The sequence below is a fragment of the Clostridium coskatii genome (assembly GCF_001675205.1).
GTDB classification, from domain to species: Bacteria; Bacillota; Clostridia; order Clostridiales; family Clostridiaceae; genus Clostridium_B; species Clostridium_B ljungdahlii.
In genome coordinates, this window is sequence record NZ_LROR01000036.1 from 1 (window position 1) to 15,233 (window position 15,233).

At 30.0% G+C, this 15,233-nt stretch carries 11 protein-coding genes; all 11 read left to right on the plus strand.

Translation table 11 applies throughout. The annotated features are described in order from the left end of the window. Positions 1-258 precede the first annotated feature (258 nt). The 11 genes from arsD to CLCOS_RS06065 all read left to right on the plus strand — a co-directional run bounded on the left by arsD (position 259) and on the right by CLCOS_RS06065 (position 15,073). Entirely contained in the window at positions 259-633 is a 375-nt protein-coding gene (arsD, locus tag CLCOS_RS06015; RefSeq protein ID WP_063601261.1) for an arsenite efflux transporter metallochaperone ArsD, read from the plus strand. Between the two features lie 21 nt (positions 634-654). After that, positions 655-2,400, plus strand: coding sequence for an arsenical pump-driving ATPase (arsA, locus tag CLCOS_RS06020; protein WP_063601262.1), 1,746 nt, complete (start codon positions 655-657; stop codon positions 2,398-2,400). An 83-nt stretch (positions 2,401-2,483) separates the two neighbouring features. Next, a complete protein-coding gene (gene arsB, locus CLCOS_RS06025; RefSeq protein WP_063601263.1) occupies positions 2,484-3,539 on the plus strand; it encodes an ACR3 family arsenite efflux transporter in 1,056 nt (351 codons plus the stop codon). A gap of 269 nt (positions 3,540-3,808) precedes the next feature. Further along, positions 3,809-4,789 carry a VanZ family protein gene (locus CLCOS_RS06030; protein ID WP_063601264.1) on the plus strand — a complete coding sequence of 327 codons (981 nt, stop codon included), beginning with the start codon at positions 3,809-3,811 and terminating at the stop codon, positions 4,787-4,789. A 322-nt stretch (positions 4,790-5,111) separates the two neighbouring features. After that, a complete protein-coding gene (locus CLCOS_RS06035) occupies positions 5,112-6,683 on the plus strand; it encodes a serpin family protein (protein ID WP_063601265.1) in 1,572 nt (523 codons plus the stop codon). Between the two features lie 192 nt (positions 6,684-6,875). Continuing rightward, a complete protein-coding gene (locus CLCOS_RS06040; protein WP_063601266.1) occupies positions 6,876-7,421 on the plus strand; it encodes an ECF subfamily RNA polymerase sigma factor, BldN family in 546 nt (181 codons plus the stop codon). A 2-nt stretch (positions 7,422-7,423) separates the two neighbouring features. Next, complete coding sequence (locus tag CLCOS_RS06045) at positions 7,424-8,383, plus strand: DUF4367 domain-containing protein (protein WP_063601267.1); 960 nt, start codon at positions 7,424-7,426, stop codon at positions 8,381-8,383. A 281-nt stretch (positions 8,384-8,664) separates the two neighbouring features. Then, complete coding sequence (locus CLCOS_RS06050) at positions 8,665-9,345, plus strand: M15 family metallopeptidase (RefSeq protein ID WP_063601268.1); 681 nt, start codon at positions 8,665-8,667, stop codon at positions 9,343-9,345. Positions 9,346-10,114: 769 nt separating this feature from the next. After that, a complete protein-coding gene (locus CLCOS_RS06055; protein WP_153042911.1) occupies positions 10,115-11,527 on the plus strand; it encodes a L,D-transpeptidase family protein in 1,413 nt (470 codons plus the stop codon). A gap of 469 nt (positions 11,528-11,996) precedes the next feature. After that, positions 11,997-14,174 carry an HD domain-containing phosphohydrolase gene (locus tag CLCOS_RS06060; protein WP_063601270.1) on the plus strand — a complete coding sequence of 726 codons (2,178 nt, stop codon included), beginning with the start codon at positions 11,997-11,999 and terminating at the stop codon, positions 14,172-14,174. 53 nt (positions 14,175-14,227) lie between these two features. After that, positions 14,228-15,073 (plus strand): TylF/MycF/NovP-related O-methyltransferase, encoded by an 846-nt coding sequence (locus tag CLCOS_RS06065; RefSeq protein ID WP_063601271.1) that lies wholly within the window; start codon positions 14,228-14,230, stop codon positions 15,071-15,073. Positions 15,074-15,233 lie beyond the last annotated feature (160 nt).

Genomic DNA, 15,233 nt, shown 5'->3' on the forward strand with positions numbered 1-15,233 from the left:
TGAGCCAGGCTGAAAGCTTAAAAAGCAGACACAACAAGCGTTGGCTGAAAGGAGTGAAAGCAGTGCCTTGGGACATCAGACTCTGCTGATATCATACCATAGGATAACCTTTATTGAATATATAAATGTTAATTGTATAGATGGAAATAGGATGAGGAAGAATCCCTCAAAGATGTCTCCTATCTCTATACTATAAAAAAGATAAGTTTACAACCAAATTTTCTTGGCTATAAACTTATTATACGAGGAGTGATATAAATGAGTAAGATAGAGATTTTTGATCCAGCTATGTGCTGCTCAACAGGTGTTTGTGGACCAAGTATAAATAAAGAACTTTTAAGAGTTGCTGCAGTTATAAATAACATGGTTAAAAAAGGTGCTAATGTAGTAAGGCATAATCTTTCAAGTGAGCCGCAGGCATTTATAGACAACAAGAAAATCAATGAATATTTAAACTCAAAGGGTGCTGATATACTTCCAATAACCCTTGTTGATGGCGAAGTTAAAAAAATTAAGGAATATCCAACAAATGAGGAATTTGCGGAATGGTCAGGACTGTCTAAGAAAGAAATATCTAATGTAACAATAAAAAAACCTACTAAAAGTTGTGGCTGTAACCATAAAGGCTGCTAGAAAGAAGGAAGGGATTAACCCGTGATAAGGGCTTTTGAGTTGAATTATATACATTTAACCAAATATATATTTTTTACAGGGAAAGGCGGCGTGGGAAAGACGTCAGCAGCATGTGCAGTTGCAGTTAACTTAGCAGATCAAGGTAAAAAAATCATGCTTGTAAGCACAGATCCAGCTTCAAATCTGCAAGATGTATTTAACACAGAATTAAATAATAAGGGAACTGTTATTAAGGAAGTACCAAATTTAGTAGTATCAAATTTTAATCCAGAAGATGCTGCTAAAGAATATAGAGAAAGTGTTATTTCACCCTATAGAGGGAAGCTTCCAGATACAGTAATAAAAAATATGGAAGAGCAGCTATCAGGTTCTTGTACTGTAGAAATTGCAGCTTTTAATGAATTTTCTAATTTTATAACTGATGAAAAAATACAAAAACAATTTGATCACATTATATTTGATACTGCACCAACAGGTCATACACTGCGAATGCTGCAGTTGCCGTCAGCCTGGAGCAATTTTATAAGTGAAAACACCCATGGAGCATCTTGTCTTGGACAATTAGCAGGACTTGAAAGCAAAAAGGAAGTATATAAAAATGCTGTAAAAACTTTAGCAGATGGGAAAAAAACTACCCTTATACTTGTATCGAGGCCTCAAAATACACCTTTAAAGGAAGCAGAAAGAGCATCTAAGGAATTACGGGATATAGGAATAAATAATCAGACATTGATTATAAATGGAGTTCTAAAAAACCATGATGACGATCTTTCAAATGCAATTTATGAAAAGCAGCAAAGTTCTTTAAAGTATATATCAGAATATCTAAAAAAACTAGAGACTTATGAGATTCCACTAAGACCTTATAATGTAACAGGACTTAAAAATGTAAGAGCTTTTTTAAAGGAAGATAATATTGAATATAGTAATGAAACTTTAAATGATAAAAAGATATCTAAATTAAAGGATGTTATTGATGATTTATACAATAGGGATAAAAAAGTAATTTTCGCAATGGGAAAAGGCGGTGTTGGTAAAACTACTGTAGCAGCAGCTATTGCTTTAGGAATTGCCAGAAAAGGTAAAAAGGTACATTTAACTACTACAGATCCAGCAGCACATCTAAAATTTGTCTTAGATGATAGCTTTGGTATCACTTTAAGTCATGTTGATGAAAAGAAGGAACTAGAAAAGTATAAAGAAGAAGTTTTGAGTAAAGCTAGAGAAACTATGGGTGAAGAAGATATAGCTTATGTAGAAGAGGATTTAAGGTCTCCATGCACTCAGGAAATAGCTGTATTTAGAGCTTTTGCAGAAATAGTTGAAAAATCTGAAGAAGAAATAGTAGTTATTGACACTGCACCAACAGGTCATACATTACTATTACTGGATTCTACGCAAAACTATAATAGAGAAATAAAAAGATCACAAGGTGACATACCAAAGTCAGTTAAAAAACTTTTACCAAAGCTTAGAAATGCCGATGAAACAGAGGTTATTATTGTAACTTTAGCTGAAGCTACACCTGTATATGAAGCTGTGAGATTAGAGAGGGATTTAAAGAGAGCAGGAATTAGTAGTAAGTGGTGGATTATAAATTCAAGTTTGTTTGCTACTAATACTACGAACAATATCCTTAAGGTAAAAGCAAACAGTGAGATATCCTGGATAAATAAAGTAAGTGAAATTTCTAAAGGAAATTTTGCAGTTATCGAATGGAAACCAGAAGAAGTAAAAGGTGATAAGTTATTAGATCTGATTAAATAAAGACTAAGTTTGATAAAGATATATACATTCTCAATGAGATATTAAAGGGTATTAATAATTGGGGAAATTTAGGAGGAACTATTATGAGTAATCAATCATCAAGATTATCATTGCTTGATCGTTATTTAACATTGTGGATTTTTATAGCAATGGCTCTGGGAATATTTTTAGGTTGGGCTTTGCCTGGTTTATCTAGTACACTGTCAAATTTATCAGTTGGAACAACATCTATTCCCATAGCTATAGGCCTTATAGTTATGATGTATCCACCACTTGCTAAAGTTAACTATAAGGAACTTGGAAAGGTTTTTCGTAATCCAAAAGTGTTAACTCTTTCATTAGTTCAAAACTGGATTATAGGACCTATTTTAATGTTTACTTTAGCAGTTATATTTCTTAGAAATTATCCGCATTTTATGGTAGGGTTAATTCTCATAGGACTTGCAAGATGTATTGCTATGGTAATTGTATGGAACAGTCTTGCAGATGGTGACAGCGAATATGCAGCAGCGCTAGTTGCATTTAACTCTATATTTCAGGTAGTATTTTATTCTATATTTGCTTATATATTTATTACTGTGCTGCCAAAGGCAATAGGCCTACAAGGTATGCAGGTTCATGTATCTATGGGTGAGGTGGCTTCTTCTGTAGCAATTTATTTAGGCATTCCCTTTATTGGAGGTATGCTTACAAGGTTACTTTTGGAGCCTAAGAAAGGGACAGAATGGTACACTAAAACTTTTGTACCTATGATAAGTCCTTTAGCACTAATAGCATTATTATTTACTATAGTTATAATGTTTATGTTTAAAGGAAAATACATTATTGAGCTCCCAATGGATGTTGTAAGAATTGCTGTTCCTTTGATTATATATTTTATAATTATGTTCTCTGCATCTTTCTTTATAAGTTATAAGTCAAAAATAGACTATCATAAAACAGTTAGTTTGTCATTTACAGCTGCAAGTAATAATTTTGAGCTGGCAATTGCAGTAGCAGTAGCAGTTTTTGGCATTCAGTCTCAGGAAGCTTTTACTGCTGTTATAGGGCCACTAATTGAAGTACCTGTTATGATTGGACTTGTTAATGTAGCTTTATTGTGGGGAAGAAAGTATTTTGGTTTAAAACAGGAAAAGTAAATATGTTTAATACATTAGTGTTTAAAAGATTTAAAAAAATTTAAGAGTATAAGTAAGAAAAAATAGAATTTCATAGATAAACATAGTTCAAAAGGGTTAGTTTAATACATATTAAACTAACCCTTTTGAATTGAGTATTTAGCTTAACTAAAAAATTTGTAAATTGAACCTTTTGGGGGCAACATGTGTCTTATATGTTGAAGGATGCTGTACTAAAAAGTATTTAAGAAAAACAAAAGTTCATATTTTAAAATAAAAGGAGAAGAAAGATGAAGATTAAATTTGATAAAACTAGGTTATTAAAGGCTGTAATATGGATTTTATTTATAGCATATATTGCTGCTTTGTTTAAAATTTTAATATTTAGATATCTTTCAATAAGTCAATTATTCAGTGGAAGTTATGGAAAAATGAGGTCAATTAATTTAATTCCGTTTAAAACAGTTATTCAAGATCTTGTTAATAGTAGAAAAATGGGATATATGAGTGCTATATCTAATACTTTTGGCAATATAATAATATTTATACCATTTGGTTATTTTATACCTTCTTTAAATGAAAAATATTCAAAGTTTAGAAATGTATTAATATCTACAGCCTGTTTTAGCTTATTTTTTGAAATTTCTCAGTATATTTTAGGTGCTGGAAGTAGTGATATTGATGATGTTATTTTGAATACTATTGGAGGAATTATAGGATGTATTTTATATAAATACATTAATAAGCTGATACCAAAAAGAAATATTTTTTATGTGAGCATAATAATAATGACTTTTATATTCTTTATTGGTGGAGGTATTGTTGCTGTAGATCAATTTGGGACATACCTAGGAATTAGTAAATTGCATGAACAAGTTATTGGTGGAGAAAATGTTCCAAAAGGTAAGGCTGATATATTTGGAAAATTGGTGAATGGTAGAAGTGATCTAATTACTGTAAACAAAATTATTAGAAATAATAAGAACGAAAGTACTGCAGTAAGTTCTAATGATACTAAAAATGCTAATGAAGATAATGTTCAAGTAATGTTAAGTAAATCTACTAAGGTTTATTTGGAAAAAGGTGTTTTAAAGAAAAAATTTTTAAAAGGATATAGTTTAACTGTTACCTACAGTAAAATCCCTACTGAGAATATAAGTAAGTTATCCTCTGGTACAAAAATATCTGTATGGGGAAAATATGATAAAGGGAAATTTATTGCAAATGTAATTAGTATTCTCGATGAATCTAGGGAACAGCAAAAATTCTGAACCTTTTTTGTATATGATGTCTCTTAAATAATAGAGTTCTAAAAAATAAAAGGGGGATTAAAAAAGAGAACTTTAAAAATGAAAATGGTTTTACTATATTTAACAACTATGAAATGAGCCAGCGTAAGGATTCTTCATCGATTTGCAAAATTATACTTATTATAAATTATCAAATGTAGTAGGTACTTAGTATAAAGAATTTATGTGACAATTAAAAGTATCAGATAATTAGATGATAGTATAATTAGAAGTGATATAATAGTAGGTGTAATTTAACATTATTTATATAAGGTTTATCCGTTTTTAATTGGGGGGAATTTATGTGGTTAAATCAAAAGTGTTTATACCGGTTTTAATTTCAATTATACTTGCAACCGCAGGTTCTGGATATTATATGCAAAAGGTAAAAGCTAGTGATGCAGCGGAAAATATAAAACAATGGACAGAACAAAAGGATGTTAGTACAGAAAAAGTGTGGAAATTAACTTTTAAGCAGGGTTTGTTAGTTGATTGGCCATCTTTGGACAAGGCTATTACTGTAACAGATTCAACGGGTAAGATAATTAATGTGAGAATGGATGAAGCAAACTATGGTAACAGTATTTTAATATATCCTCCTGAGGATGGATATAAGACAGGAGAAACCTATTATTTGAATGTTTCTAAAGACTTGAAATTTTGTACTAAAACAGATTCATCTGCAAGTAACCTGAAGCAGCCAATTACTATGAAATTTACAATTAATGGCATTAAAACAATAGATATAGGTAAAGATAGTTTAGTAAGTGTATCAAATAATAAGTTTGCATTTGATTTAATGAATCAATTGACAAGTAAGGACAAGGATAAAAATATAATAATATCGCCCTTAAGCATAGGAACCATATTAGCTGAGACACAAAATGGAGCGGCAGGAGATACAAAAAATGAAATATTAAAGTCTATAGGATTAAGTAATGCAGATGATAAAACTATAAATGAACAATACTATAGTTTATTGGATTATTACAATAATTTGAAATCAACAAAGCTAAAAACAGCGGATTCCATATGGGTTGATAAAGACACAATTTTAAATAAGCAATTTGCTGATACTTCACGAAAATATTATAATTCAGAAGTAAGCACGTTAGACTTCAAAGATAATAATTCAGTAGATATTATCAATAATTGGGTAGATAAAAGTACAGATGGACAAGTAAAAAAGATAATAGATAATATTAATGCAGACGATGTGGCAATTTTGATCAATTCTGTAAACTTTAAAGGAACCTGGTTAGATGAATTCCCTAAAGATAATACAAAACCAGAAGAATTTAATTTATCTAGCGGCCAAAAAATAAAAGTAGATAATATGGAAGATACACGTGTAAGTAGTTATTTAAAAGAAGATAATTTTGCAGCTGTGAAAATTCCATACTATGATGGGTTAGAAATGGATTTGTTTTTACCGGATAAGGGAGTAGATATAAATAATTTTGTATCAAGCTTTAGTAAAAGCAATATGGACAAATGGATGAATGACTTCTATGATGCAAGAGTTACCATGAAAATACCTAAATTCAAGCTGGAATATGAAGAAGACAACATGGTTGATATACTTAAGAAGTTAGGTATAGTTACAGCTTTTGATGTAAATAAAGCTGATTTTAGTGGAATTTCGCAGCAAAAGCCGCTATTTATAAGTAAAATTACACATAAAACTTCTATCAATGTAGATGAAAAGGGAACAGCAGCAGCAGCAGTAACTGCTTTAGAAATGACTGGATCATCAATGCCGCCAGAATACAAGAATGTTGATTTTACTATTGATAGACCTTTTGTTTTTGCAATAAGAGATTGTAACACCGGGGTAATAGTATTTATGGGAAAAGTTGAAAATCCACAAAAATAGTTAAAATATATAATATATAAAAGAAGTAAGTTCGAAAGAGCTTGCTTTTTTTTCGTAGACAACTTATACATTACAAGTTGTTTTAGAAATTTTTTTAAATTTGTGTAATGAAATTAGGGTTTATACGTATTAACATATGATGAATTACTTAGCTAGGTAAAAAAATCAGAGAAAGGGGTGGTTTTAAAATATATGGAACAAACTACATTAATTAATGCTTTAGATGAAAAAAAATCTAGAGATAAAGATTTTACTTATATTTTTGAAACCTACTATAAGAGAATTTACAACTATATATATTACCGGATTAATTGTAATGAAGAAGCAGAAGACTTGGCAAGTGAGATATTTGAAAAAGCAATGATTAAAATCAACACGTATAGTGAAGATAAATCTCCTTTTGAAGTATGGCTTTTTGCTATAGCAAGAAACGTGATAAATGATTATTTTAGAAAATTAAAAAAGCATAAAGTGTTTTCTATGGATAAATTGCAAAAGGTAATATCCACGGAAAAGAATCCGGAAGATGTATTTGTAAAATCAGAGACTAATGATGAACTTTTAAAAGCACTAAATATTTTAAATACAAAAGAACGAAATATTATAGCATTTAAATTTGGAGCAAATTTAAAAAATAAAGAAATTGCAGAAATTATTGGTATTACAGAAAGTAATGTGGGGGTAATACTTTATAGGACAATGAAAAAGTTAAAAAAAGAATTGGAAAGAGAGGTATAGATATGAACAAAAAAAATATTGAGGATAAATTTTCTGTGAATATGGATGCTTATCTTAATGGTATACAAAATGTTGATGAATCAAACAGCGAAGAATTCAATAAACTTTTAGAGATCGGTAAAACTTTAGCAAATAAAGATTTTAGTGAAAATAGTAATAAAGAAGCTGTTTTTAATAAAACATTAAAAAATATAAATGAGCATAAAGGAGATAATATTATGAAAAAATCAAATAGAATAAAAAAGACAGTTGCTGCAGCAGCAGTATTTTTAGTAGTAGGTGGTGTGTTTACCCAGACTTCTTTTGCTAAAGGTTTAGCAGAAAAAGTAATAAATAGAATATCTCTTGGTCATATAACAGCAGAACAAATACAAGAACCTTCACAAGTGGTAATTCCAACTGATTTAAAAGGCAAAATCTTTGATAAAAATAAAAATCCTGTAACAGTAGTTACAAAAAATACTGGAAAATTATATACAAAATCAGGTGAAGAAATTGCTACAATTTTAAATGGAAAGATAGTAACAGTAAGTGAGGCAAAAGCTGAAGATGAAAAAATTCAGAACAATATGTTAATAGTTAAAAATCCTAGCAGTTTAAATAAATATACTTGTTTTGATGTTAAGCTGCCTTCCTATTTGCCAGAAGGTTATAAATTTGATAGAGCAGAATTTTATAAAGATAATGATGGAAGCGTAAGTAAAGAATATATTGATTTATATTTTACTAATGCAAAAACAGGAAAATATATTTCCATGAATCAAAGATTTGCTAGTAAAAAAACTAAGTATGAAGATGGAACAGATGGAAAAATGGAAAAAGTAAAAGTTAATGGAAAAGACGCAATATTGTTTGATAACAGAAACATGGACTGGGAGAATAATGGGGTACTTTATAGTTTATCAGGTAGAGGAGCATTTGGGAAAACTGAATTAATAAAAATTGCAGATTCTATTAAATAAACAAGATGATTGAGTACTAAAGGCACTAAGAATACCGTTAATAAAGTTCAGATGGAGAAAATCATCCTTAGAAACAAACTCCATCTGAACCTAAGAATCACTTGATAAGAATAAGCATAATACTGAAGTAGTTTAGTATTATGCTTATAATATTTTTTAATAGGATGATAAAAATCAATTTTTAAATTAATTATAGCATTTTTAATTGAACCTTTTTGGTATAAGATGTGTCTTACATAGTAGAGTTAACAAAATAATCAAAAGTTGTGGAGGCATATAAATTGAAAAAGTTAGTTATAGTACCACTATTGTTGATAGTTGCAGTAATAATTTACTCAGTATGCAATTTAAATCAAGCTAAAAGTGATCATGTGTACTCAAATAATCAAAATTCAAATGAATTTTTAATTTTAGCAAATAAAAATCATCCTCTATCATCAAGTTATATACCTGAGAATTTAACAATTCCTAATGTGGAATTTTCACCAAATGCATCTCATGAAGAAAAGATGATGCAAGGTGGAGCATCAAGTGAATTGGAGAATTTATTCAAGTATGCTCATAAAAAAGGTATAAATTTATATGGAGTATCAGCCTATAGATCTTATAAGTCACAAAAACAAGTATATGATGAGAGAGTTCGAAGGGTAGGCAAAAAGCAAGCTGATGAATATGTAGCATATCCTGGTACAAGTGAACATCAAACAGGTCTTGCCATAGATGTTACAAATGAAGCTGGTTTCAAAGGCATGTTAACAGTAGATTTTGGACAAACAAGAGAGGGAAAGTGGTTAAAGGCTAATGCCTATAGATTCGGATTTATTATGAGATACCCAAAAGAAAAAGAGTCTATAACAGGTTATAGTTATGAGTCCTGGCATATTCGTTATGTTGGAGTAAAAGTAGCAAAGGAAATATATGGCAAGAATATAGTGCTGGAGGAGTACTTAGGTGAAAAATAAACAGAGTTCTTGGAATCATATGGAGTTTTAACTCCATATGATGCTTAGAAATCGTTATCCAGAGACGTAGATGCTCTTTACTCCTAGGAGTATTAGAGCAAGTAGTTATCGGATAAATTTGATATAATTGATGAATCTAGCAAATAATTATTTTAATCAGTATGTCATCAATAAAAATTGCATAATTTGTTAAATAAATAGATTTGTAAACCTAAGCATAATGCTGTAAAATTACAGTGTTATGCTTAGGATATTGCTTTTAAATAAAAGGTAGACACAAAAATTGGAATAATGTAAAATAAAGAAGAGAACTTTTCCTGAGATGTGTTGTAGAAATGATGTGTATTAATAATTTTGATACATACTTAAGTGGCGGATTTTAAAGACAATTCGTCACCCCTACCATACAAGCTGCCTGTAAGTATTAAGTGATACTTAATGACTTGCAGGTGGTTGTTGTTTTGGGTACTAAAAGGTGATATATTTTTATTGTGTATTATAATTAAAATGTGTACATGATAATATAACTTTTTATTTGAATTAACTATAATGTTAGAAGGTGCTATATGATTTTGAGCTGAATAAATAGTTAATATCCGTTCTTTTAGTTTATTTATTTTTTCAGTTTTATCAAGTAATAATTGTTTTAATTATCAGTTTTATTACACAAAATATAATGTAGCCTTTATCTATATAAGTTAATTAATATTAAAGACTATAAAGCCTTAATTTTTAAATTTTTATTGTAATTATAGAAGGGATGGGTATTATGGAAAATGATGCAGAAAAGGAAAATGAGAAGGAGGGAAAAAATAAGCGTAATAAAATTATCAAAGGTACTATCATTTCTATTTGCATTTTACTTATTATATATTTTGGGATGGCAGCGTACTTCACAAAGCATTTTTATTTTGGATCTGAAATTAATGGTGTGAATGTTTCAGGCAAAACTGCTGAGCAATTAAATACGGAATTGACATCTCAGATAAAATCATATAAGTTAAATTTAAAAGAGCGAGGTAGTAAAAGCGAACAAATTAGTGGATCTGACATTAAGTTAAAGTATAATTCAGATAATGAATTTAGGAAACTTAAGGATAAGCAAGGTAATTATAAATGGATTATAGCATTCTTAGATACAAATAATACTAAAATGACAGCTGCAGTTTCATATGATAATAAGCTATTGGAAGATAAAATAGATAAACTCTCTTGTCTTGATAGTAAAAATGTAATTGAACCTAAAAATCCTAGCTTCAAATACTCAGATAAAGGTTATAATATTGTAAGTGAAGTATATGGAAGTAAAGTAGATAAAACTGCATTATATAATAATGTAGTAAAGGCAATATCTAAAGGTGAAACTACGTTGGATTTAGAAGCAACGAATTGTTATGTAAATCCAAAGTATACTGTAAAATCACCAAAGACTACCCAAATTAGGGATCTTCTTAATAAATATGTATCTTCTAAAATTATCTATACGTTTGGAGATAAAAAGGAAACGGTAGATGGTTCTAAGATAAATAATTGGCTTACAGTTAATGATAATTTCGAAGTTGAATTTGACAAAGATAAAATAAAAAAGTATATGCTTGAGCTTTCAAAAACTTACGATACAATTGGAAAGACAAGAAGTTTTGTTACAACTTCAGGAAGAACAATAAGTGTTGGCGGCGGTGATTATGGTTGGGACATTGATTCTTCTAAGGAAACAGAAAATTTGATCACCTACATTAAACAAGGTGGAACTGTAAAAAAAGAACCAGCATATAGTCAAACTGCGGCATCTCGTGGAGCTAATGATATAGGAAATACCTATGTAGAAGTAGATTTGAGCGATCAACATTTATGGTTTTATAAAAATGGTTCGCTAGTAGTACAAGGGGATGTTGTTACAGGTAATGTAAGTCAGGGACATCCAACACCAGAAGGCGTTTATTGGGTGAAATATAAAGAAAGACATGCCACATTAAAAGGTGAAGGATACAGTTCACCAGTTGATTATTGGATGCCGTTTAATGGAGGTATTGGAATTCACGATGCAAGTTGGAGAAGTTCATTTGGTGGAAGTATATATATGTCAGATGGTTCACATGGTTGTGTAAACTCACCATATTATTTGGCAAGTACAATATACCAAAATATTGATAAAGGTACTCCAGTTGTTTGTTATTATTAGTATAATACTATACGATTTTAGGAATATGTTTGATTAAATAATAATCTATATGATTAACATAAGATGAATTAATTGAAAAGGTGATAATTAAAAAAGTTATCACCTTTTTTGATTTTTTGATATAATGTAGTTAAATAATTTTTGTTGTATTTTATCAAAATAAGCAGTATATAAGAATGTATCATATTTATCCGATTGCTACCATTGCTAACATCCCCATATTCCATCAAGGTGGGGGATAAGCACTGCTACGCACCTGGATAAGTTCTTCCCCTAAAGGATAACGTATTCTAAGTGCTAAAGACACTAAGAATACTGTTAATAAGGTTCAGCTGGAGAAAAGCCATCCTTATAAGCAAACTCCATCTGAACCTAAGAATCACTTTATATTAAAATATAAAGCTAATAATGTTTTAATGTCAATAAATTGAGCGGAATTGTAGAATTATATTACAGATGGGGGTATAGTATGCTTGTATCAATAAGAAAAAAAATCTACTCAATTTTCAATAAAAACAATAAGCCGTGGAAATACGAAAGTATAAGGATATGTTTAATATTTTTAGGGATTAGTTTACCTTGGGTTTACTTTTCTGATAGAATTGCAATTAAATTTGCCAGCAACGATAATATGTTCTTAGCTATGAGTACATACAAGGGATATCTATATGTTGCTGTAACTTCATTTGTTTTATATTTATTAATAAGTAACTTTTTAAAAAAAGTTGATTTAATGGAAAAGAAACTTAATGAAAGTTATAAAGAATTATTGTTACTTAATGATGAACTTAAAATATATGTGAAACAATTGGTTAATTCGAAGAAAGAACTAAGAATGCAATATGATAAAGTTAGTAAAAGTGAAAAGAAATTAAGTAAAAGTGAAGAAAAAAACAGGGCTATTATTAAGGCATTACCCGATGCATTATTTGTTGTTAATGATAAAGGGTATCTGATAGATTGTATGTCAAGTGATGAAAAATATGTGCTTATGCCAAAAAAAGATTTTATAGGAAAGAATATTTTAGAAATTTTTCCTAAAACGATGTCAGAAAAACTCTATGAAAAAATGCAGGTAGTGCTTAAAGAAGGAATATTGGATAGCTTTGAATATAAGGTGTGGATTCATAATAAGGAACATCACTTTGAAATTAGAATGGTAAAAAATAATGAAAAAGAAATACTTGCTATATCGAGAAATGTTACTGATGAAAGACGAAACGAAATGGAATTGAAATTAAGTGAAGCCACTTTTAGAAACCTCTTTGAAAACTCATCGGATGCTATATTTATAATTTCAGACGGAAAGATAGTTGATTGTAATCTAGCCATGATTAAAGCATTAGGATATGATTCAAAGACATTTATATTGGGCAAGGATCCACTTGAGTTTTATCCTGAAAAACAGCCAGATGGAGAAATAACTAGAGAAAAAGTTATTAGAATGCGTAAAAATACTATAGAAAAAGGAAAATGTAAATTTGAATGGTGGTATAAGAAGGCCGATGGAAATGTATTACCAGTAGAGGTTATGTTAACAACTATTTTTCTTAATGGAAAGAAAGTTTTTCATTCCTTATGGAGGGATATTAGAGATAGAAAGGAAATGGAACTTAAATTGGAATATTTGAGTTACCGTGATCAATTAACAGGGTTATATAATAGAAGGTTTTTTGAAGCAGAATTAAATAGACTAGATGTGGAAAGAAGTTTACCACTTACAATTGTTATGGGAGATGTAAATGGCTTAAAACTTGTGAATGATTCTCTTGGACATGTTATGGGAGATAAACTCCTTAAAAAGGTGACAGAAGTCATAAAAAAGGGATGCCGAAAAGAAGACATTGTTGCTAGATGGGGAGGGGATGAATTTGTAATCTTATTACCTAAAACAGATGCTTTTCAAACAGAACAAATTCTTAAACGTATTAAATCCATAGCAGCAAAAGAAAAGATAGGTGCTATTGACATATCTATTTCCTTTGGCTATGAAACTAAGAAAAGTAGAGAAGTAAAAATTCAAGAAACTTTCAAAAAAGCTGAAGATTACATGTACAAAAAAAAGCTTTTTGAAGGGCCAAATATGATAGGAAAAACCATAAGTGCTATAATTACTGCACTTCATGAAAAAAATAAAAGAGAAGAAGAACATTCTCATAGAGTTTCAATATTATGCGAGGATATGGGTGAGGCTCTCGGTTTACTTGAACACGAAATTAGGGAATTAAAAACTGTTGGATTGCTTCATGACATAGGAAAAGTAGCTATAGAGGAACATCTACTGAATAAGCCTGGAAAACTTACAGATGAAGAATGGCAGGAAATAAAAAGGCATCCAGAAATAGGATATAGAATACTTAATACAGTAGATGATATGTCAGAAATGGCATACTATGTATTGGCTCATCATGAAAGGTGGGATGGAAAGGGATATCCAAAGGGTCTAAAGGAAAAAGAAATACCACTTCAATCGAGGATTATAGCTATAGCAGATTCTTATGATGCTATGACCAGCGAAAGAAGTTATCGAAGTGCTTTGCCAGAAGAAGTTGCTATAGGGGAACTAAAGCTTAATGCAGGCACTCAGTTTGATCCAGAACTTATAGGTGTATTTATTGAAAAGGTATTAGATAAACTGCATTGTTAAAAGGCATAATACTAGTAATAAATTAAAAATGACTTGTAAAAGAAGGTATGGCAATGAAAAAGGTTGTAATTTGGGGTGTAGGACAAGGCGGACAAATGATGAAAAATCTCTTAAGTCCAGATATGAAAGTTGTGGCGTATTGTGACAATAATAAAAAAATGCAAGGGACTAAGATTGGAAATATACCTGTTATTAATGAGCAGCAGCTTTTAGATATAGAGCCAGACTATGTTTATATAGCAATTCTAAACAAAGATGCTTGCAAGGAAGTAAAGTTACAAATTGAAGCATTAGCACTCAAATGCAGTATTATTAGTATTACTGAATATCGACAGCAGTTAGATATTCGTCTTGCAGTTTTAAAGTTAATTGCTAGAGAAGTAGAGCAAAGAAATATTCAAGGGGATGTAGCAGAATTAGGAGTATATAAAGGCAAATTTGCAGCTGAAATAAACGCTCTATTTCCAAAGAGAAATATATATTTATTTGATACTTTTGAGGGATTTGACGAGCGCGATATAGAAATTGAAAAGAAAAATGAATTTTCCCGTAGTGAAATTGGGAAATTTAATGATACCAGTATTGACATGGTATCCAGTAGGCTGCCTTATAAAGAACAGGCTATATTTAAGAATGGATACTTCCCTGATACTGCACATGGAATAGACGTAAATTTTGCAGTGGTTAGCTTAGATGCAGATTTGTATCAGCCAATATATGAGGGATTAAAGTTTTTTTATCCCCGTATGAGTGTAGGAGGATATATGATCATACATGACTATAATAACACTCAATTTTCTGGAGTAAGAGAGGCGGTACAACAGTTTTGCAGAGAAGAAAATGTATTTGTAGTTCCAATATGCGATTTACATGGAACTGCTGTAATAGTTAAACAGTAGATATACACAAACTTTATATAGAGTTCCTAAGCAAAAATAACCGTATACTCCGAATATTTTACAAACACAAGCCCGGTTAAATATTTTGATAAGCCTAAGTGAAAAATTTTAAAAAATCTAAGAACTTTTGAAAACTCGTACCTCAAACAATTCAAAAAAT

Bases quoted from the DNA above. Each gene is read 5' to 3' on its own strand.
- arsD (WP_063601261.1), top strand. From the start codon at position 259: ATGAGTAAGATAGAGATTTTTGATCCAGCTATGTGCTGCTCAACAGGT.
- arsB (WP_063601263.1), top strand. From the start codon at position 2,484: ATGAGTAATCAATCATCAAGATTATCATTGCTTGATCGTTATTTAACA.
- CLCOS_RS06030 (WP_063601264.1), top strand. From the start codon at position 3,809: ATGAAGATTAAATTTGATAAAACTAGGTTATTAAAGGCTGTAATATGG.
- CLCOS_RS06040 (WP_063601266.1), top strand. From the start codon at position 6,876: ATGGAACAAACTACATTAATTAATGCTTTAGATGAAAAAAAATCTAGA.
- CLCOS_RS06045 (WP_063601267.1), top strand. From the start codon at position 7,424: ATGAACAAAAAAAATATTGAGGATAAATTTTCTGTGAATATGGATGCT.
- CLCOS_RS06055 (WP_153042911.1), top strand. From the start codon at position 10,115: ATGGAAAATGATGCAGAAAAGGAAAATGAGAAGGAGGGAAAAAATAAG.
- CLCOS_RS06060 (WP_063601270.1), top strand. From the start codon at position 11,997: ATGCTTGTATCAATAAGAAAAAAAATCTACTCAATTTTCAATAAAAAC.
- CLCOS_RS06065 (WP_063601271.1), top strand. From the start codon at position 14,228: ATGAAAAAGGTTGTAATTTGGGGTGTAGGACAAGGCGGACAAATGATG.